This window comes from Limnohabitans sp. TEGF003, from assembly GCF_055395455.1.
On the sequence record NZ_AP029225.1, the window covers coordinates 2,208,565 to 2,225,982 of the forward strand.

Annotated in this window: 16 protein-coding genes; 3 read left to right on the forward strand and 13 right to left on the reverse strand. The window is 62.0% G+C overall.

The genetic code is table 11. From position 1 onward, the window contains the following. A complete protein-coding gene (locus ACZ5RT_RS10840) occupies positions 1 to 1,053 on the forward strand; it encodes a DMT family transporter (RefSeq protein ID WP_464452451.1) in 1,053 nt (350 codons plus the stop codon). Between the two features lie 15 nt (positions 1,054 to 1,068). Here the strand turns inward: ACZ5RT_RS10840 and ACZ5RT_RS10845 are convergent, their stop codons facing one another. Beyond that, entirely contained in the window at positions 1,069 to 2,247 is a 1,179-nt protein-coding gene (locus ACZ5RT_RS10845; protein WP_464452452.1) for a YbfB/YjiJ family MFS transporter, read from the reverse strand. A gap of 304 nt (positions 2,248 to 2,551) precedes the next feature. Between ACZ5RT_RS10845 and ACZ5RT_RS10850 the strand changes: the two genes are divergently transcribed. Then, the gene (locus ACZ5RT_RS10850) at positions 2,552 to 3,172 is read left to right on the forward strand and encodes an excisionase family DNA-binding protein (protein ID WP_464452453.1); all 621 of its coding nucleotides are present in this window, start codon (positions 2,552 to 2,554) and stop codon (positions 3,170 to 3,172) included. A gap of 27 nt (positions 3,173 to 3,199) precedes the next feature. Here the strand turns inward: ACZ5RT_RS10850 and ACZ5RT_RS10855 are convergent, their stop codons facing one another. From ACZ5RT_RS10855 to ACZ5RT_RS10900, 10 genes are all read right to left on the reverse strand, one after another. After that, positions 3,200 to 5,680 carry a penicillin acylase family protein gene (locus ACZ5RT_RS10855; RefSeq protein WP_464452454.1) on the reverse strand — a complete coding sequence of 827 codons (2,481 nt, stop codon included), beginning with the start codon at positions 5,678 to 5,680 and terminating at the stop codon, positions 3,200 to 3,202. Between the two features lie 87 nt (positions 5,681 to 5,767). Further along, a complete protein-coding gene (locus tag ACZ5RT_RS10860; RefSeq protein WP_464452455.1) occupies positions 5,768 to 6,679 on the reverse strand; it encodes an LD-carboxypeptidase in 912 nt (303 codons plus the stop codon). A gap of 172 nt (positions 6,680 to 6,851) precedes the next feature. Further along, the gene (tadA, locus tag ACZ5RT_RS10865) at positions 6,852 to 7,934 is read right to left on the reverse strand and encodes a tRNA adenosine(34) deaminase TadA (protein WP_464452456.1); all 1,083 of its coding nucleotides are present in this window, start codon (positions 7,932 to 7,934) and stop codon (positions 6,852 to 6,854) included. Further along, a complete protein-coding gene (locus ACZ5RT_RS10870; protein WP_464452457.1) occupies positions 7,931 to 8,572 on the reverse strand; it encodes an FMN-binding negative transcriptional regulator in 642 nt (213 codons plus the stop codon). The genes tadA and ACZ5RT_RS10870 overlap by 4 nt, the downstream gene beginning before the upstream one ends. A gap of 42 nt (positions 8,573 to 8,614) precedes the next feature. Continuing rightward, positions 8,615 to 9,760 carry a PQQ-dependent sugar dehydrogenase gene (locus tag ACZ5RT_RS10875; RefSeq protein WP_464452458.1) on the reverse strand — a complete coding sequence of 382 codons (1,146 nt, stop codon included), beginning with the start codon at positions 9,758 to 9,760 and terminating at the stop codon, positions 8,615 to 8,617. Positions 9,761 to 9,789: 29 nt separating this feature from the next. Beyond that, a complete protein-coding gene (gene guaA / locus ACZ5RT_RS10880; protein WP_464452459.1) occupies positions 9,790 to 11,406 on the reverse strand; it encodes a glutamine-hydrolyzing GMP synthase in 1,617 nt (538 codons plus the stop codon). 70 nt (positions 11,407 to 11,476) lie between these two features. Further along, positions 11,477 to 12,946, reverse strand: coding sequence for an IMP dehydrogenase (gene guaB, locus ACZ5RT_RS10885; protein ID WP_464452460.1), 1,470 nt, complete (start codon positions 12,944 to 12,946; stop codon positions 11,477 to 11,479). 97 nt (positions 12,947 to 13,043) lie between these two features. Next, the gene (locus tag ACZ5RT_RS10890) at positions 13,044 to 13,952 is read right to left on the reverse strand and encodes a class I SAM-dependent methyltransferase (protein ID WP_464452461.1); all 909 of its coding nucleotides are present in this window, start codon (positions 13,950 to 13,952) and stop codon (positions 13,044 to 13,046) included. A 6-nt stretch (positions 13,953 to 13,958) separates the two neighbouring features. Further along, positions 13,959 to 14,327: an RnfH family protein gene (locus ACZ5RT_RS10895; protein WP_464452462.1), complete on the reverse strand. Its 369-nt coding sequence runs from the start codon at positions 14,325 to 14,327 to the stop codon at positions 13,959 to 13,961. After that, positions 14,320 to 14,760, reverse strand: coding sequence for a type II toxin-antitoxin system RatA family toxin (locus ACZ5RT_RS10900; protein WP_108426419.1), 441 nt, complete (start codon positions 14,758 to 14,760; stop codon positions 14,320 to 14,322). Before ACZ5RT_RS10900 ends, ACZ5RT_RS10895 begins: the two co-directional genes overlap by 8 nt. A 94-nt stretch (positions 14,761 to 14,854) precedes the next feature. On the opposite strand from ACZ5RT_RS10900, the gene smpB reads away from it, so the two are divergent. Next, the gene (smpB, locus tag ACZ5RT_RS10905; RefSeq protein ID WP_422170968.1) at positions 14,855 to 15,343 is read left to right on the forward strand and encodes an SsrA-binding protein SmpB; all 489 of its coding nucleotides are present in this window, start codon (positions 14,855 to 14,857) and stop codon (positions 15,341 to 15,343) included. Positions 15,344 to 15,445: 102 nt separating this feature from the next. On the opposite strand, the gene ACZ5RT_RS10910 is transcribed toward smpB, so the two are convergent. Further along, positions 15,446 to 16,528 carry an enoyl-CoA hydratase/isomerase family protein gene (locus ACZ5RT_RS10910; RefSeq protein ID WP_464452463.1) on the reverse strand — a complete coding sequence of 361 codons (1,083 nt, stop codon included), beginning with the start codon at positions 16,526 to 16,528 and terminating at the stop codon, positions 15,446 to 15,448. Continuing rightward, complete coding sequence (locus ACZ5RT_RS10915; RefSeq protein ID WP_464452464.1) at positions 16,521 to 17,405, reverse strand: DMT family transporter; 885 nt, start codon at positions 17,403 to 17,405, stop codon at positions 16,521 to 16,523. Before ACZ5RT_RS10915 ends, ACZ5RT_RS10910 begins: the two co-directional genes overlap by 8 nt. Between the last annotated feature and the right edge of the window lie 13 nt (positions 17,406 to 17,418).

The following is a 17,418-nucleotide window of genomic DNA, read 5'->3' on the forward strand; positions in this document are numbered from 1 at the left end:
GTGAGCCTCGCATCCCCCCATCCCGCCCTTCGCGGTGGCCTGCTGGCTTTGCTCTCGGCCGCGCTGTTCGGGCTGAGCACGCCCCTGGTGCAAAACATGGGCCAAGGGCTGGGGCCGTTCACGACGGCGGGCTTGCTTTATGCCGGTGCCGCTGGGGTGGCTTGGGTTTCAAGGCGACCGGCCACCCAAGAGGCGCGCCTGAAAAAAAGCGACGCGCCCAGACTGCTGGCCATGGGGGTCACAGGTGCCGTGATCGCCCCGGTGGCTTTGGCTTGGGGTTTGCAGCACACCAGCGGTGCCAGCGCCTCGCTGATGCTCACGCTGGAGGCCGTGTTCACGGCGCTCCTGGCCTGGCGTTGGTACGGCGAAACCTTGGACAAAAGGGTATTCCTGGCGGTGGCCTTGCTGCTGGCGGGCGGCATGGTCCTGGTCATGGAACAAGGCAGCTTGGGGCAAGTTCAGCTGTGGGGTTTGCTGGCCGTGATGCTGGCCACCTTGGCCTGGGGGGTGGACAACACCCTGTCGCGCGGTGTCGCCGATCGCGATCCGGGCCAGGTGGTTCTGGTCAAAGCCTCGCTGGGCGCGGTGTGCACAGGCGTTTTGGCCGGGCTGCTGGCCGAGCCCATGCCGCAGGCTCTGAGAGCTTTGGGGCTGGTGGCGGTAGGCGCCACAGGCTACGGCTTGAGCTTGCGGTTTTATTTGCTCGCGCAGCGCAGTTTTGGTGCAGCCCGCACCGGCTCGGTTTTCGCCTTTGCGCCGTTCATCGGCGCTTTGGGCGCCTGGGCCTTGGGCGACCGCTCCGGCACGGGGCCGATGGTCGTGGCCGGGCTGTTGATGCTGGCGGGTGTGCTGCTGCACCTGATGGAATCCCACGCCCACTTGCACACCCACGAAGTGCTTGAGCACGAACACGCGCACCGCCATGACGACGGACACCACAACCATTTACACGACCCGATGCCCAGCGGCGTACACAGCCATCGGCATCGGCATGAAGCCATCACCCACGCCCACGCCCATGTGCCCGATGCCCACCATCAGCACCCTCACTGACGGGCAGTGACCCGGTCAGACCTGGGCGTCTTCCGGCAAGGTGGCCAGCAAGGCCATGCCCAGCAGCATGACCCCGGCGGTCAGCCAGAGTGCCCCCTTGAAGGTGCCTGTGGCCTGCGCCATGGCCCCAGCCACCACCGGGGCGACCATTTGCGCGGCTCCATAACTCAAGGTCAAACGGGCCATGGCTTTGCCGGGGTTTTGCGGGGCCCTGCGCCCCACCAGGGCCAAAGTCAAGCTGACGATGCCAATGAAAGTCGCGCCATAACCGATGGCCCCTAGCAGTGCGGCAGCCAATGAGCCCGACACGGCAGGCAACACCACCGCCACGGTCTGCAAGGCAAAAGCCAGCAGCAAAGCCCGGGTATCACCCAAGCGGCGGGCCACTTTGTCCCACACGAACACCGCGGGCATGGCCGCCAAACCGACCAGCGCCCAAGCCATTGCGCCCTGTCCTGCCAAGGCCGGTTCGCGCTCGACAATGGCCACGGTGAAGGTGGCACTGATGACAAAACCCCAACCTGCCGCAAAGTAACTGCCCGCCATGGTCAGCATCCAGCGGCGCGACACGGACGGCCCCGAGCCGCTGGCCGCCGACGGGGCCACAACAGGCGGCACAGGCGGCCGCCACAGCCAGGCGGGCACAAAAAACACCAAACCGATCGCTGCAAATGCCAACCACTGCGATGACCAATCGGGCCATAAAAACGACAAGCCCCAGGCCCCCAAAGCCGACACCACCACGCCCAATCCGATGCCGATGAAGTACAGCCCCAACTCCGGGCGACGGCCCTGCCGCATCAGCCAACCCAGCACCAAACCCGAGCCCAAGAGCATGCCGCCGGCACCACACAGCCCTCCCAGATAACGCGACAGACCCCAAGCGGGCATCCAGGTGGTGAGCGCCATGGCCGCCGTGGTCAGCAAGGCCATCCACAAGCCCCAGCCGTACAAACGGTGACGCCAGCGCACGTCATCGATCCAGGCCACAGCCAAGGCACCCGAGATGTAGCCTGCGTAATTGACGGCGGCCAAGCCCCCGGCTGCGGCATCGCTCAAACCGGTCTGCAATTGCATCAGGGGCAGCAAGGGGGTGAAGGCAAAACGGGCCAAACCGATGGTCAAGACCAGGCCGCAAATGCCGCCTGTGATGACTTGCCAAGGCTGCAAGTTGGATGTGGGGTGTGAAGACATGTCACCCGCATGTTAACGGCGGGCACCCCGACAAAACGGCCAACCATGAGCGCTCACACCTGAATGCACTCTTGAGCTTCGTCAATTTTGTTAATTATTTGCATATTTTCAATAAATTCACTCAAAACCTCCCCAATTGGGGATGTTCCTGGGAATTGTTTTTCTTGAAAATTCAAACCGCCGTGATGAATGATTTTGATGCTTAAAAACCATCTTCGCCATGACCCAACGTCAAGCAACTCAAAAAATCAAAAAAACACCAAGGCGTGCCGCCAGCCTGCCACATACGAGAGAGCCTTCACACATGTTGATCGATACCGAAACACGAGAACCCGAAAACGCCGAGTTTCTGACCAGCTCGCAAGCTGCCAAGCGTTTGGGCTTGTCCATGGCCACGATTCAAAAGCTGGTCGACAACAACATCCTGCAGGCCTGGAAAACCTTTGGCGGGCACCGCCGCATTTCTCTGGCCTCGGTGTTGAACTACCAAAGCGCCAACAATTTTGCCGAGCCGCCTCGTGTGCCCAGCGACCGCCGTGCCAAAGTCATGATGGTGATCGAGTCCCCTGAATTGACCCTGCGCCTGAAAAAAGAGGTCACCCAGTGGAACATGCCGCTCCAGGTCTCGTTTCTGGAGTCTTTGACCGAGGCCTTGCTGGAGCTGCTGAACGAAAAGCACGATCTGCTGGTCATTCAGATGACCGAGCCACGCAAGCAGCAAGAAAAGGCCTTGGAGATTCTGCAGAAATTCGTTGGCTCACGGCATACCGTGGCCCACACGCTGATCCTGAGCCCGGAAGAGGATTTGTTGCCTGCGGCCAAAACGGGTAGCCCGACGGTCAGCATTCAAGTGCTCAACAAGGACCTGTCCCCTGTTTGGCTGTCGGCTTATCTCTCCGGCTTTGTCGCACAGCGACGCGCCTGAACTCGACACGGCCCACGCCAGGGCCGTTCAGGGCCTCAGCGTCATGTGGTGCAACACGGCGGTGGGCTGTTGTTGCAAAGCCCTGTAGCCCCCTTGCGCCCACTGCCGCGCCATGTCGCGGCTGCGCGGATCAAAGGCATGGCCAGACTGACCCGTCTGGTAGATGAAAACCGACTGACCCGTTTCACTCAGGTCGTACACCGCCCGCATGGAGGCCGCATGCCGGTTGGCAAAGGGGGCTTGCTTGTCATTGGCCCAGTACTGGCCCACATTCACCGTGAACAAATCTCCGGCACTTTCCACCCGCACATCAAACAAGGCATTCAGATAAGGCACCTTGCCAAAGGGTTTGTGGCTGCTGATGGCCGGGTGCCAGGCCCCCCAACGCCAGGCCGCCACATCCCGCCCCTGACTGGCCGCGATGCGGTCGAGCGCTCGATCCAGCGCCGAACTCACTTGCGTGGGGCAACCGGCCGGGCCACACCAAAACGCGTCGGCGCGGTCCAGCATGCCCTCCACCGCAGCCCGGAAGTGGCGCTTGCCATACAGCGCCTGAAAGCGCTCCGCCCCCAGATGCGGCACCAACAAGCCCCGCGTCAACTCATCGGCCCAGACGTTCAGCACCAAAGCCGCAGCACTCTCGGTACGCATCTGGCCGTCAAACCCGGCCAACAGCTTCAAAGCTGCCGGGGCCAAGGGATGCTGTGAACTGACTTGACCCAGCTTGGCCTGCAAGGTTTTGGCCCCCAGGGACAGCACATCGTTCTGGATCGCCTGCATGCTTTGCAGGCTGTGGCGAGGCGTGGCCGCCAGCAACTGCTCGATCCGATCAAAGCGCTCGGGCGTGGTCCAGTCACCGCCCACAAAATGGGCATAACCGGGCGGCAGGATGTTCTGGTTCGCGGTGGCGTGCCAGCCCTTCTTTTCGATCTGGGCGGCATCCACCGCCGGGTTTTGCGCATAGGGCAACCAGCCCGTCCAGTCGTATTGGGCCAGCCAGCCCGGGGATGGCGCCACACCACGGATGTCGTTGGAGGCCGAACGCGTGGGCACTTTGCCCACGGCTTTGTAGGCCACGTGGCCCAAGGTGTCGGCCATCACCACGCTTTGCATGGGCGCATGGTGCTCGGCAAAAGCGTCTTGCAGTTGGGGCACGGTTTGCGCCCAGTTGGCTTGCATCCCGGCTTCGATGGTTTTGTTGTCGGGCGTGAGCGCCGACCAGCGCAGGCTGACGGCATAGCGGCTCGCATCGATCAGGCCTTGGTATTGCGGCTGCACATCGCTGATGACCGGACCATGGCGGGTGCTGCGCACCTTGAGCGCGACATCGGCCTGTCCTTTGACGCGGATGGTTTCGCTGCGTTCGGCGAAAGCGGCCCAGCCTTCAGGCGTTCGGTATTGGCCGGGTTTGGCCGCGTCAAGTTGCTCCAGGTACAAGTCCTGCACATCGGGGCCAGTGTTGGTGAAACCCCAGGCCACCCCTTGGGTACGGCCCAGCACCACAAAGGGCAAACCAGGCAAGGTGGCACCGATCACGTCGAGCGCGGGGTGTTTGTGGCCGCCGGGCAATTCACCCGCAGGCGCTTGGAGATGGGCGTAGTACCAGATGGCCGGAGAACTCAGGGCCAGGTGCGGGTCGTTGGCCAGCAGGGGCTTGCCCGACACGGTGCGGCTGCCCGGCACCACCCAGTTGTTGCTGCCTTTGCCCTCCAGGATGCCCATGTCGCGCACCCAGTCGGCCGACCATTGGGCCAAGGGACTGGCGGCAGCAGGCATTTGTGCCGCTTTGGCTGCAGCGGCTGCATAGACACCCAGACGGGCATACAAACCCGGCAAATCCACCGCCGTGGCCGGTTTCTCTCCGGGGTAAGCGGGCAAGAGCTGCCACAGTTGTTCGTTGCTCAGGACCTGGCCCGCCGACAAGCGGGCAAACTCCTGGCCCCAGTTGCCGCCCAAGTCCAGGGCCATCATCAGGGCCCAGCCCACACTGTCTTCGGGCGTCCAGGCTTGGCCATCGGCACCGCTTGCCTGGGTGCCCAGCAATTTGAATTCGGGCGAAGGACGCACTGCGCCACTTTGCCAAGCGGTCTGAATGCCCTCGCTGTAAGCCTGCAAGGCGGCCTGGGTGGCTGGCGACAGGCCTTTCAACTGCTGCTGGGCCATGCCGATGATGCCCAGCGTGCGCATCAGCTTGTCGGTGTCCAGCGTGGCCTTGCCCAAAATTTCAGACAACTCGCCGCGCATGACACGCCGGTTGAACGCCATTTGCCAGCCGCGCTCCTGGGCATGCACAAAGCCGATGGCACGCCAGGCGTCCAAGGCGTTGCTGGCGTTGATGTGGGTCACATCCGAAGCGTCACGGGTGATCTGAACCGGGCCGGACAAGCCCTTGAGCGAAATTTCACCATCGAGTTGGGGCATGCCGCGCAGCAAATGGACACTGAGGGCCCCTCCTGCCGCCAATAGGGCGACCACGGCCACCAACAGGATTCTTGCGATCCATTTCATGCTTGTCTCCATCATTTTGAAAGCGTCGGTGCCGCCACCGACTTCAGCGTCCTCGGGCCAGAAAACAGCTGGACCTGGCAACGCCTTTTAAATATGGCCCCAAACCATCAGCGCGTCACGCCCTTCGGTGACAAGGTCCACCTTGGCGCCTACAGGCAGCAACACCTTGGTCTCGACATGGCCAAAGGGCAGCCCCGTGAGCACAGGTGCCTTGATCTGGCTGCGCAACCAGTCGAACACGGTGGCCAGCTTGAAGCCTTTGTCGTGCGCGGGAACCAGCTTGTAGTTGGTGAATTGGCCGAACAGCACCGCTTTTTGTTGAGCCAGCACGCCCGCCTGCAAGAGCTGCGTGAGCATGCGCTCAACGCGGTAGGGGTGCTCGCCCACGTCTTCGAGAAAGAGCACGCCACCTTTGACCTGCGGGAAATACGGTGTGCCCAGCAGCGAAGTCAGCACCGTCAGGTTGCCACCCCAAAGGGGCGCGTCTTTCACCAGAACACGGCGCTCGGCTTCGGCTTTGGGGAGTTGCCAGCCCGTGCCCTCCCCCTGCTCCAACAGCAGATCGTCAAAGCAGGCCTGCATGATGTCATCGGGTTCTTGTTCAGGGCCAAAGTCCTCGCCCAGCGCCGGGCCTTGCCAGCTGATTCGGCCAGTCTTGGCGTACACCGCTTGGTTGAAGGCCGTGAAATCGCTCAAGCCCACAAACTGCATGCCGCCATCGATCGCTTTGGCGATCTGTTTGTAGGGCAAGGCAGGCAGGATGCGGGTGAGGCCGTAGCCGCCACGCGAAATCATCGCCACGTTGGCACCGCTGGCCGCAGCGCGGCTGATGGCCGCAATGCGCGTGGCATCGTCGCCTGCAAAACGCATGTGGCTGGCCAGCGCGGCCTCGTCCAGCTCCACCTCGTGACCTTGGGCTTGCAAGCGCTTGAGGCCCCGGCGGAAAGCCGCTTTGTCGCGCACCGCGCTGGAGGGGGAAAAAATGTAAATGTGGGCCATGCCGAACTTCCTGTAACAACACGCAAGTGTCGCACGCCAAACGCGCTGTTTTGGCTGCACCAGCCATTCGGCCGCAAGGGCGGCCTCCCACCAACACCCTGCACGACCCGGCAGACAAGTGCACTTATCCCTGTGGGAGCGAGCCCCCGCTCGCGAATGCCTGAATCACCACCTACACCTGTTCATCAGCACCGCCACCAGCGCCCCAACGTGACAACGCCCGTGCCCCCGCTCGGTAGCCCTTGTCTGGATAAGGCGCATCACGCAAGCCCTTTGGCAAAACTGCAGGGTCTTGGGCAGGCAGCAAGGCGTAACGCGAAGGCTGCAAAGCCAGCAACGCCATCAACAAGGGCTGAATGCACTTTGGCCCCACCAGTTGAACTTGCTTCAACCCCAGGCGGTCACACAAGGCATGCAAGGCATGTGCGTGCGTTTGAATCTGGTGAAAACTCTCTTTTTTGGGCTTGTCACTGCGGCCAAACCCGAACAAGTCGGGCACGATGTGCCGCAACTCCTGCTGGCCCAATGTAGCACTCGCCGCACTTGCCGCCAGCACCGCATCCCGCCAGGCCAATGACCAACTGTCCGGGCCGTGCAAGCACAGCACCGCGTCGGTGGCTTCGGGCGGCCCCACATCTGCACAGTGCAGACGCAAACCAGCCACGCCGGGCAAATCGGTCAAACACCAGGTGCGCCCCGGCCATGCGGGCGTGCCCTCGAAAGCCGCATCGGGTGTGCGCAAAGCGTCTTCGCGCACCGGGTCGGCATTCACGCGACGGGGTTTGAAAAAGTCTTTCAGCAACTGGCCACATTCCTGCTCAAGTACGCCACCCGTGACCTGCGTCTGGTGGTTCAGTTGCGGGTGACCAAACAGGTTCAGCACCGAGCCCGCCACGCCCGTGCGCGGGTCGGCTGCGCCAAAAACCACGCGGTCCACTCGGGCGTGCAGCATGGCCCCGCTGCACATGGCGCAGGGCTCCAGCGTCACGTACAGCGTACAGCCGTCGAGCCGGTAATTGCCCAGCACTCGGGCCGCTTCGCGCAGGGCCACCACCTCGGCATGCGCCGTCGGGTCGTGGCTGGCAATCGGGGCGTTGCGGCCTGTGGCGATGACTTGGCCGTCCTTGACGACCACCGCGCCCACGGGCACCTCGCCCGCTGCCGCGGCCAATTGAGCTTGCGCCAGTGCCAGGCGCATGCCTTGCTCGTCGCTCAGAGAAAGATCTTGCTTTCGGTCATCTCCGCCCTGGCTCATGGCACGAGCCCCAGATCTTGCATCCAACGGGCCAGTGCTTGGGTTTGCTCTGTGCCTTGCGCATAAGCGGCGTGCATGGCGGCATGGGCTTCGGGCCGGTGCTGGTTGAGCTTCACCGCGCATTGCAAATCGGTGATCTGCATTTCAAAAGCCACAATGCCGTTCAGCATCGCCCCGGTGTAGGTCTCGGGCAAGTCGCGCCACTGCTGCGCATAAGACGGCTCATGCTCGGCAATCAGGCATTTGAGCAAACGGTCGCGGTCTTCGTGCGGATCGATGATGCGCGTGCGCACCTTGGCCTGCACCGCCAGATAAGTCCAGGTGGGCACGCGTTGCTTTTCAGAATAAACACTGGGCGACATGTAGGCCTGTGGCCCCATGAAACTCACCAAAGCTTGCGGCTGCGAGGCCAGCAACTGCGCCTGTGGGTTGGCGCGGGCGCAATGCCCCAGCAAAACGCCGTGTTCAGACTGCAGGCCATCGGTCCAAAGCGAAGCCGCTTGCCAGTGCACCGGGATGTGGCTGAGCACCGGGAACCCATCGGCCCCCACCGACACGATGGACGCCAAGGGGTGCTCGCGCATGATGCGCTGCGCAATGGCAGGATCGGTGTGGTGGAATTGTTGGGGGAGGTACATGGTGCGCTGAGGTTACCAAATTGCCAGGCACAGGCCAGGCACTCAGGGCTTGACCGGCTCCAGCCGCATCAAGGCCCCGTCGGGGCCGTCGCTCAGCAGATAAACCAGACCATCCGGCCCCATGCGCACATCGCGGATGCGGCCCACGCGGCCTTGCAGCAAACGCTCTTCGCGCAGCACTTTCTCGCCGTCAAGCACCAGTCGCACCAGCATTTGGCCGCGCAAGGCCCCCACCAGCAAATCGCCCTGCCATTGAGGAAACTGCGATCCGCTCACAAAGGCCATGCCCGAAGGCGCAATCGACGGCACCCACACATGCAAAGGCTGCACCATGCCGGGTTTGCTCTGACCCTCGCCAATGCGCGTGCCCAGACCGTAGTTGACCCCATAGGTGATCACGGGCCAGCCGTAATTGAGGCCCGAGCGCATCACGTTGACCTCATCACCGCCTTGCGGCCCGTGCTCGTGTGTCCAGAGCTCACCGGTTTGGGGGTGCAGGGCCGCGCCTTGCATGTTGCGGTTGCCCAAAGTCCATTTTTCGGGCAAGGCCCCGGCCCGTTGGGTGAAGGGGTTGTCGGCAGGCACGCGGCCATCGTCGTGCAATCGGATGACCGAGCCGGCATGGTCATCCAGCTTTTGGGCTCGGTCCTTGTCGCCCCGGTCACCCAAGGTCAGGTAAAGCATCCCGGCTTTGTCGAACACAATGCGCCCACCGAAATGCTGGCTGGAACGGGTTTTGGGCTGCATGCTGAACAGCACCTGAACCTCGGTCATGCGCTGGCCTTGCAATTTGCCCCGGGCCAAGGCCGTGCCCCAACCGCCAGGGCCGGGCGCGTTGTAAGCCCAATAAATCCAGCCGTTTTGCGCATATTGCGGGTGCAGCACCACATCAAACAAACCGCCCTGTCCGCGCTCGAGAATCTCCGGCAGGCCCTCAATGGGTTGAGGGGCCAAACGGAAATCTGACCCTACCAAACGCAAACGTCCCGCCCGCTCGGTGACCAACATGCGGCCATCGGGCAAAAACGCCACCGACCAGGGGTTCTCCAGCCCGGGCAGTAAGGTCACCACGCGGAAAGCGTGTTTTTCGGAAGTGATGACCGAAGACCGGTCTTGCGCCCATGAGGGCGTTAAAGCCGCCAAGCTCCAGAGCAGAATGTTGAGGCCTCGAAAAACTTGAACTTTCATGGTCAACCTCCGGTCAGGGCTTCAGGGGATCATTCCCACTCAATCGTCGCAGGCGGTTTGCTCGACACGTCGTAGGTGACCCGGTTGATGCCGCGCACCTCGTTGATGATGCGACCCGACACTTTCTTGAGCAGGGCATACGGCAACTCGGCCCAGTCGGCGGTCATGAAGTCGCTGGTTTGCACAGCGCGCAAGGCCACCACGTAGTCGTAGGTGCGGCCATCGCCCATCACGCCCACGCTCTTGACTGGCAAGAACACGGTGAAAGCCTGGCTGGTCAGGTCGTACCAAGACTTTCCAGTAGCTTCGTCGGTGAAGTTGCGCAGTTCTTCGATGAAGATCGCGTCGGCGCGGCGCAACAGGTCGGCGTATTCCTTTTTCACTTCGCCCAGAATACGCACGCCCAGACCCGGTCCGGGAAAGGGGTGGCGGTAGACCATTTCACGCGGCAAGCCCAGGGCCACGCCGAGTTCGCGCACTTCGTCCTTGAACAGTTCTCGCAGCGGCTCCAGCAGTTTCAGGCCCAGCTGCTCGGGCAAGCCGCCCACGTTGTGGTGGCTCTTGATGGTCACGGCCTTCTTGCTCTTGGCGCCGCCGGACTCGATCACGTCGGGGTAAATCGTGCCCTGGGCCAGGAAGGTCGCGCCTTTGTGGCCACCATCGCCCGCCTTGAGTTTTGCGGCCTGCTCCTTGAATACATCGACAAACAAACCGCCAATGATCTTGCGTTTGGCTTCGGGCTCGCTCACGCCCGCCAGCTTGCCCAGGAACAGCTCGCTGGCATCCACGCGGATGACGTGGGCGTGCAGCTTGCCAACAAACATGTCCATGACCATGTCGCCTTCATTCAGGCGCAGCAGGCCGTGGTCCACAAATACGCAGGTCAGCTTGTCGCCGATGGCGCGGTGGATCAGCGCAGCGGCCACGGAGGAATCCACACCGCCGGAGAGGCCAAGGATCACTTCTTCGTCACCGACCTGCTCGCGGATTTTGGCCACCGCTTCTTCGATGTAGTCGCCCATGATCCAGTCGGGGCGGGCCTTGCAAATGTCCAGCACAAAGCGGTTGAGCAGCGCTTGGCCCTGCACGGTGTGCGTGACTTCAGGGTGGAACTGCACCGCGTAGAAATGGCGCGACTCATCGGCCATGCCTGCGATGGGGCAAGCCGGGGTCGAGGCCATGACCTTGAAGCCGGGGGGCATGGCCGTGACCTTGTCGCCGTGGCTCATCCAGACCTTGAGCATGCCGTGGCCTTCGGGCGTGGCGAAATCTTCGATGCCCTTGAGGAGTTCTGTGTGACCGTGGGCGCGGACTTCGGCGTAACCAAACTCACGGGTGTGACCGGCTTCGACCTTGCCACCCAACTGCTGCGCCATGGTTTGCATGCCGTAGCAGATGCCCAAGACCGGAACGCCCAGCTCGAACACCGCATCGGGTGCACGGTCATCCACCTCGTAGACGCTGGCGTGCGAGCCCGAGAGGATGATGCCCTTGAGGTTACCGTCCTTGGCGTACTCGCGCACCCATTCACTGCTCACGTCGCAAGGATGCACTTCGCAAAACACATGCGCTTCGCGCACGCGGCGGGCAATCAGCTGGGTGACTTGCGAGCCGAAGTCGAGGATCAGGATTTTGGAGTGCTGCATGGCAAGCGTCGTTCTTTGAGAAATGAAAAGGCGTCTGGGATGCAGACGCCTTGGAGGTCAGAGACGGATTTTAATCAGCCCGGTAGTTCGGGGCTTCCTTGGTGATCTGCACGTCGTGCACATGGCTTTCGCGGATGCCCGCAGCAGTGATCTCGACAAACTCGGCACGCTCGTGCATGTCCTTGATCGTGGCGCAACCGCAGTAGCCCATGGAAGCGCGCAAGCCGCCCGCCATCTGGTAAATGATGGCGACGACCGAGCCTTTGTAAGGCACGCGGCCTTCGATGCCTTCGGGCACCAGTTTGTCGGCGTTGGGGTTGCCGGTGCTCGACTCCTGGAAGTAGCGGTCAGCACTGCCTTGCTGCATGGCGCCGATCGAGCCCATGCCGCGGTAACTCTTGTAGCTGCGGCCCTGGAACAGGATCACTTCACCGGGCGCCTCTTCGGTGCCTGCAAACATGCCGCCCATCATCACGGTGCCTGCGCCTGCGGCAATCGCCTTGGCGATGTCGCCGCTGTAGCGGATGCCGCCGTCAGCGATCAAAGGCACGCCCGTGCCTTTGAGGGCCGTGGCCACGCTGTCAACGGCCATGATTTGCGGCACGCCCACGCCCGCCACGATGCGGGTGGTGCAGATGGAACCGGGGCCGATACCGACCTTGACGCCGTCGGCACCCGCCTCAACCAGGGCCAAAGCCGCAGCGCCTGTGGCGATGTTGCCGCCAATGACCTCGATGTGCGGGTAGTTTTGCTTGACCCAGCGCACGCGGTCGAGCACGCCTTTGCTGTGGCCATGCGCGGTGTCCACCACAATGGCGTCCACGCCTGCGCGTGACAGCGCTTCAACGCGCTCTTCGGTGCCCTCGCCCACACCCACAGCTGCGCCCACGCGCAATTTGCCAGCTGAGTCGCGTGCGGCGTTGGGAAAGTTCAGCTGCTTGGTGATGTCTTTGACGGTGATCAGGCCCTTGAGCTCAAAGGCATCGTTGACCACCAGCAGGCGTTCGAGTTTGTGTTTGTTGAGCAGCGCCTTGGCTTGCTCGGGTGTGGTGCCTTCGGGCACGGTCACCAGGCGCTCACGCGGCGTCATGATCTCGCTGACCTTTTGGTCGTAGCGGGTCTCAAAACGCAAATCCCGGCCCGTCACGATGCCGACCACCTTGCCGCCGTCGCACACCGGAAAGCCCGAGACACCCAGCTCGTCGCTCAAGGCCATGACTTGGCGCACGGTCGTGTCGGGGGTGATGACGACCGGGTCGCGCAGCACACCCGATTCGTAGCGCTTGACCTTGGCCACTTGGGCGGCTTGCTCTTGCGCGGTGAGGTTTTTGTGCACGATGCCAATGCCGCCTTCTTGCGCGATGGCAATCGCCAAACGCGCTTCGGTCACGGTGTCCATGGCAGCGGACACCAGGGGCAGGTTCAGGCGAATATTGCGGGTGAATTGTGTCGCGAGCGACGTGTCCTTGGGCAGGACTTGGGAATAGGCGGGGACGAGGAGAACGTCGTCGAAAGTCAGGGCTTTACCGAGTAGGCGCATAAGCTAAGGCTCCAAAAAATGGATTGTACCCGTGCCCGCCAAGGGATTTCCCTGCCCAAAACGCAAAAAACAGGGCCTACCTGGGCCTTCTGCGCAGTCAGGCGTTTTGGTAATGCAGCACTTTGAGTGACTTTTCCGGGTCGATGTCGGCAAAAGCCGCCGGATTGGCCAGGCGCTCGACAAAACGCAGTCCGGGCGCGGCTTCGGCCACCTGGGCATGCAAAAAAGCCGTGTCCAGCTCGGGCGCGTTCAGGCACAACAGCACATGCCCTCGGGGTTCGAGCAAATCGGGCAGCCGGCGGATCAGCTTGATGTAGTCCTTGGTGGCGATGAAGCTGCCCTTTTGGTAACTGGGCGGATCGATCACGATCACGCCATAAGGCCCCATTTTGTTGATCTTGCCCCAGGTCTTGAAGATGTCGTGGCCCAAGAAACGGGCTTTTGCGGGCAGGTCGTTCAGGCGGTGGTTTTGCTGGCCCACGGCCAGGGCGCCCTGGCTCATGTCGAGGTTGACCACTTGCGCCGCCCCACCCTGCAGCGCCACAACGGAAAACGCGCAGGTGTAGGCGAACAAGTTGAGGATGTTTTCGTGCAAAGCGTGGCTTTTGAGCCATTCACGGCCGTTGGCCATGTCCAGAAACAGGCCATGGTTTTGCCCGCGCATCACATGCACCAAGTACTTGGCGCCCTGCTCGGTCACCACATGCGGCTCAGGCACGCTGCCGGCCATGAGGCGGGTTTGCGCTTCACCTTGCGCACGGCACTGAAACACCCAATTGAGTGGCTCACCGGGCGCAAGGGTCTCCCAGCGCTGCGCCAGGGCAGCGTGACACTGGGCCAGCTCGTCTTCGCTCACGGGTTTGAAGCTGGTCAACACCCACACGGGCGCGAACCAGTCCAGCGTCCAGTGTTCGCAACCGGGGTACAAACCACCACGGCCATGGAACACCCGGCAGGCATCGGCAGTTTTGGCCATCTGGGCGATGGCGTTCAATAGGGCTTGCATGGTGTGTCAATACCCCGCAGCAGAGCCGCTTTTGCGCTTGGCAAACAAGCCTGTGCGGCCTTTGCCCTGGCGCTTGAAGCGCTGGCGGCGTGCGACTTTGGGGTCCACCTTGAGTGGGCGGTACAGCTCGATGCGGTCGTCGGCTTTCACCACCTGCGTCCAAGGCACTTTTTTGCCCCAGATGCCGGGCTGTTGAAACTGGAGCGATGACAAGGAGGCGCTGTCGCTTGAAGGCTTGCCCTGCTGGCACTGCGCCACGCCCTGCTCCAGCACGTCCTGCACGGTGCTGCCTGCTGGCACTTGCAAAGCCATTTCATGCACATGCCGTGGCCCGAGGCTCCAGCACAAGACAACACGCAGCATGGGCTCAGCCATAAACCGCTTCGGCGCGTTTCACAAACGCATCGACCAGGCTGGCCGCGATCTTGTCGAAGACGGGGCCCACGAGCGCGGCCAGGGTCTTGCTGGAAAAGCCGTATTGCAAATCCAGCTCGACTTTGCACGCGCGTTGCGTGCCGTCGCCCACGGGCGTGAAGCGCCACATGCCGCTGAGGTTGGAAAACGGGCCTTTGACCAGGCTCATGCCGACCGATCGGCCTTCTTCGTGGGTGTTGCGGGTGGTGAAGGTTTGCTGCAGGCCGCCCAGGCTGATGCCCACTTCGGCCACCATGCCTTGCGCATCGGTTTCGAGCACGCTGGCGCGGTCACACCAAGGCAAAAACTCGGGGTAACGCGCCACGTCGGTCACGAGGCGAAACATTTCTTCTGGCGAATACCAGATCAGAACGGACTTGTGGATATTCTTCATACAATGCAGCGATTGTAGTTTTTCGACGCGCCTGCAGGCGCATCGCCCGGCTGCACACCCTTGCGAACGGCTGTGCCGTCCTTATCTGTTCCACATGGCCACCACCAAAAAGTCCCCCGCTGCCCCCACCTTTGCCAAGATCGCCGAGAACAAAAAGGCCGCTTTCGATTATTTTTTCGAAGAGCGCTACGAGGCCGGCATGGTACTCGAAGGCTGGGAGGTCAAGGCCATTCGCGAAGGCAAGGTCCAGCTGACCGATGGTTACGTGGTCATTCGCAACGGCGAGCTGTTCATCATCGGCTGCCTGATCAACCCGCTCAAAACCGCCTCCACCCACATCAACCCAGAAGCGGCACGCACGCGCAAGCTGCTGCTGAAGAAGGATGAAATCAAGCGGCTGATTGGCAAGATCGAACAAAAGGGCTACACCCTGGTGCCCATCAACCTGCACTGGAAGTCAGGCAAGGTCAAATGCGACATCGCGCTGGCCAAGGGCAAGGCCGAGCACGACAAACGGGACACGATCAAGGACCGCGAAGGCAAGCGCGAAGTGGAACGCGCCATGAAAAGCCGCCACCGCTGAATTTCTGTAGGAGCAAGCGCTTTGTCTTTGTGGGAGGCAGACCCTGCGGACGAATTTGCTAGCACAGAGGCAAATCAGGCATTCGCGAGCGGGGGCTCGCTCCTACTTTAAATCGCGCAGCGGATGGTGATCTGAAGGCCATGGGCTCACGAAGAAACGAGAGGCCTCCGACAAGTCAACGTCTTCCACTCGCGCAGGCTTCCAATTCGGCGTATGGTCTTTGTCCACTGCCAAGGCTCGAATCCCCTCCACCGTTTCACTGTCGGACACCGAGCGCAGGTGGAAGCAGTGGTGCACCATGTCGCGCTCCATGCGCAGGTCGTCGGCCAGGCTCATTTGGCGGGCGCGGCGGATCTGTTCGAGCACCACATGCAGCATCAAGGGCGAACGGTGACGCAAGGCGTGGGCCGTTTTCTGGCTCCATTCATCGGGCGCTGATTCCAATCGGCTCATCATGTCCGCCACTGAGGGCAAGCCAAACACCTCGTCAATTTGCGGTTGAGGCGTGAGCTTTTCTGGCGTCAATGCACCGGCTTGGGCCAGTACCCAGCGCTCCACCGACTCGGCGTTCTCAAAGGGGCTGCTGATCAAGGTTTGCCAGATCGGCTCGAGCATGCCGCTGGGCAGCGCGATGTCGGCCAATTTGGCGGCCACGGCTTGCGCCCCGCTCAGCATCTGCCCTGTCAGGCCCAGGTACTCGCCCAGACGCCCAGGGCAACGGCTCAGAAAATAACCGCCGCCCACATCCGGAAACAGGCCGATGTTGGTTTCGGGCATGGCCATCTTCGTGCGCTCGGTGACCACACGCACACTGGCGCCCTGGCTGATGCCCATGCCGCCACCCATGACGATGCCGTCCATGAAGGCGATGTAAGGCTTGCTGTAGGTGTGGATCAGGTGGTTCAGGCGGTATTCTTCGGTGAAAAAATCACCCAGCGAAGCATCGCCTGCGTGCGCTGCCTGATGGAAAAAACGGATATCACCGCCTGCGCAAAATGCGCCAAACGGCCCTTCCTTGCCGGTGCCGCGCACGGCCACGGCCAACACTTGGTCGTTGGTTTGCCAATCGCGCAAAGCCCGGGTCAAGGCCCGCACCATGTCGAGCGACAAGGCGTTGAGCGCCTTGGGGCGGTTCAGGGTGATGCAGCCGATACGGCCTTCGATTTGTGCGATGACATCAGACATTGTTTTGTCTCCAGCCTAACCATTCATTGAGAAGCAAGGCCCCCAAAACCAGGGAACCACCCAAAAGCACGCTCAGCTGGGGGGCCTCATTGGCACCCCACCACGCCAGTGCAATGCCAAAAACAATTTCGAGCAAGGCCAGCAAGGCCACCTCAGGCGCCTTGAGCACGCGGGCACACACCACCGACAAAGCGCAGGGAATGGCCAACTGGAACAAGCCCAGGATCGCCAACAAACCCACATCGTGGGCCGAGGCCTGAAACGGCACGGACAAGGGCAAAGTCAACAAGGTGGACAGGATGGCCCCGAGCAAAACCGAGGGCACGAGGTCCAGGTTCTGGCCTTCGCTCTGGCTTTTCTGGACCAGCGTCCATTGCACCGAGCCCGCCAGGGGCACACACAGCGCCACCAAGGAACCGATCAGAAAATTCGGATCGCCCAGGCTCAGCTGCGAACCGTACATCCAGCCAATGCCGATACCCGCCAACACAATGGCCAGCCAAGTGCGGGCAGGCAAGCGATGGCCCAAAAAAATGCGGGTGATCAAGGCGGTGAGCAAAGGGCCCACGGCCATGGTGATGAGCACATTGGCCACTGCCGTCAGGGTGAGCGCCACCATGAAGGCCGTGAACATGACGCTCCAGCACAGGCCGGAGAACCAAAAGTAAGGGCTGCGCCAAGGCAGCCGCGACCAGACGCTTTTGCCCTGCCACAAAGGCAAGATGACCAGCAAGGACAGCACGGTGAAAAAGCTGCGCCAAAAGGTGACTTCGAAGCTGCGGGCTTGCTCCAGGTGCCGCGTCACCACCCCGGCCATGGACCACAGGGCGGTGACGCCCACCATGGTCCAGACGGCCATACTGTGCGTCATGCGCATGATGGGTCAGCCG

Excerpts from the sequence above, each read along its gene's own strand:
- guaB (WP_464452460.1), bottom strand. The coding sequence starts at position 12,946 with ATGCGCCTACTCGGTAAAGCCCTGACTTTCGACGACGTTCTCCTCGTC.
- ACZ5RT_RS10915 (WP_464452464.1), bottom strand. The coding sequence starts at position 17,405 with ATGCGCATGACGCACAGTATGGCCGTCTGGACCATGGTGGGCGTCACC.
- guaA (WP_464452459.1), bottom strand. The coding sequence starts at position 11,406 with ATGCAGCACTCCAAAATCCTGATCCTCGACTTCGGCTCGCAAGTCACC.
- ACZ5RT_RS10870 (WP_464452457.1), bottom strand. The coding sequence starts at position 8,572 with ATGTACCTCCCCCAACAATTCCACCACACCGATCCTGCCATTGCGCAG.
- ACZ5RT_RS10860 (WP_464452455.1), bottom strand. The coding sequence starts at position 6,679 with ATGGCCCACATTTACATTTTTTCCCCCTCCAGCGCGGTGCGCGACAAA.
- ACZ5RT_RS10845 (WP_464452452.1), bottom strand. The coding sequence starts at position 2,247 with ATGTCTTCACACCCCACATCCAACTTGCAGCCTTGGCAAGTCATCACA.
- ACZ5RT_RS10900 (WP_108426419.1), bottom strand. The coding sequence starts at position 14,760 with ATGAAGAATATCCACAAGTCCGTTCTGATCTGGTATTCGCCAGAAGAA.
- tadA (WP_464452456.1), bottom strand. The coding sequence starts at position 7,934 with ATGAGCCAGGGCGGAGATGACCGAAAGCAAGATCTTTCTCTGAGCGAC.
- ACZ5RT_RS10850 (WP_464452453.1), top strand. The coding sequence starts at position 2,552 with ATGTTGATCGATACCGAAACACGAGAACCCGAAAACGCCGAGTTTCTG.
- smpB (WP_422170968.1), top strand. The coding sequence starts at position 14,855 with ATGGCCACCACCAAAAAGTCCCCCGCTGCCCCCACCTTTGCCAAGATC.
- ACZ5RT_RS10855 (WP_464452454.1), bottom strand. The coding sequence starts at position 5,680 with ATGAAATGGATCGCAAGAATCCTGTTGGTGGCCGTGGTCGCCCTATTG.
- ACZ5RT_RS10890 (WP_464452461.1), bottom strand. The coding sequence starts at position 13,952 with ATGCAAGCCCTATTGAACGCCATCGCCCAGATGGCCAAAACTGCCGAT.
- ACZ5RT_RS10895 (WP_464452462.1), bottom strand. The coding sequence starts at position 14,327 with ATGGCTGAGCCCATGCTGCGTGTTGTCTTGTGCTGGAGCCTCGGGCCA.
- ACZ5RT_RS10875 (WP_464452458.1), bottom strand. The coding sequence starts at position 9,760 with ATGAAAGTTCAAGTTTTTCGAGGCCTCAACATTCTGCTCTGGAGCTTG.
- ACZ5RT_RS10910 (WP_464452463.1), bottom strand. The coding sequence starts at position 16,528 with ATGTCTGATGTCATCGCACAAATCGAAGGCCGTATCGGCTGCATCACC.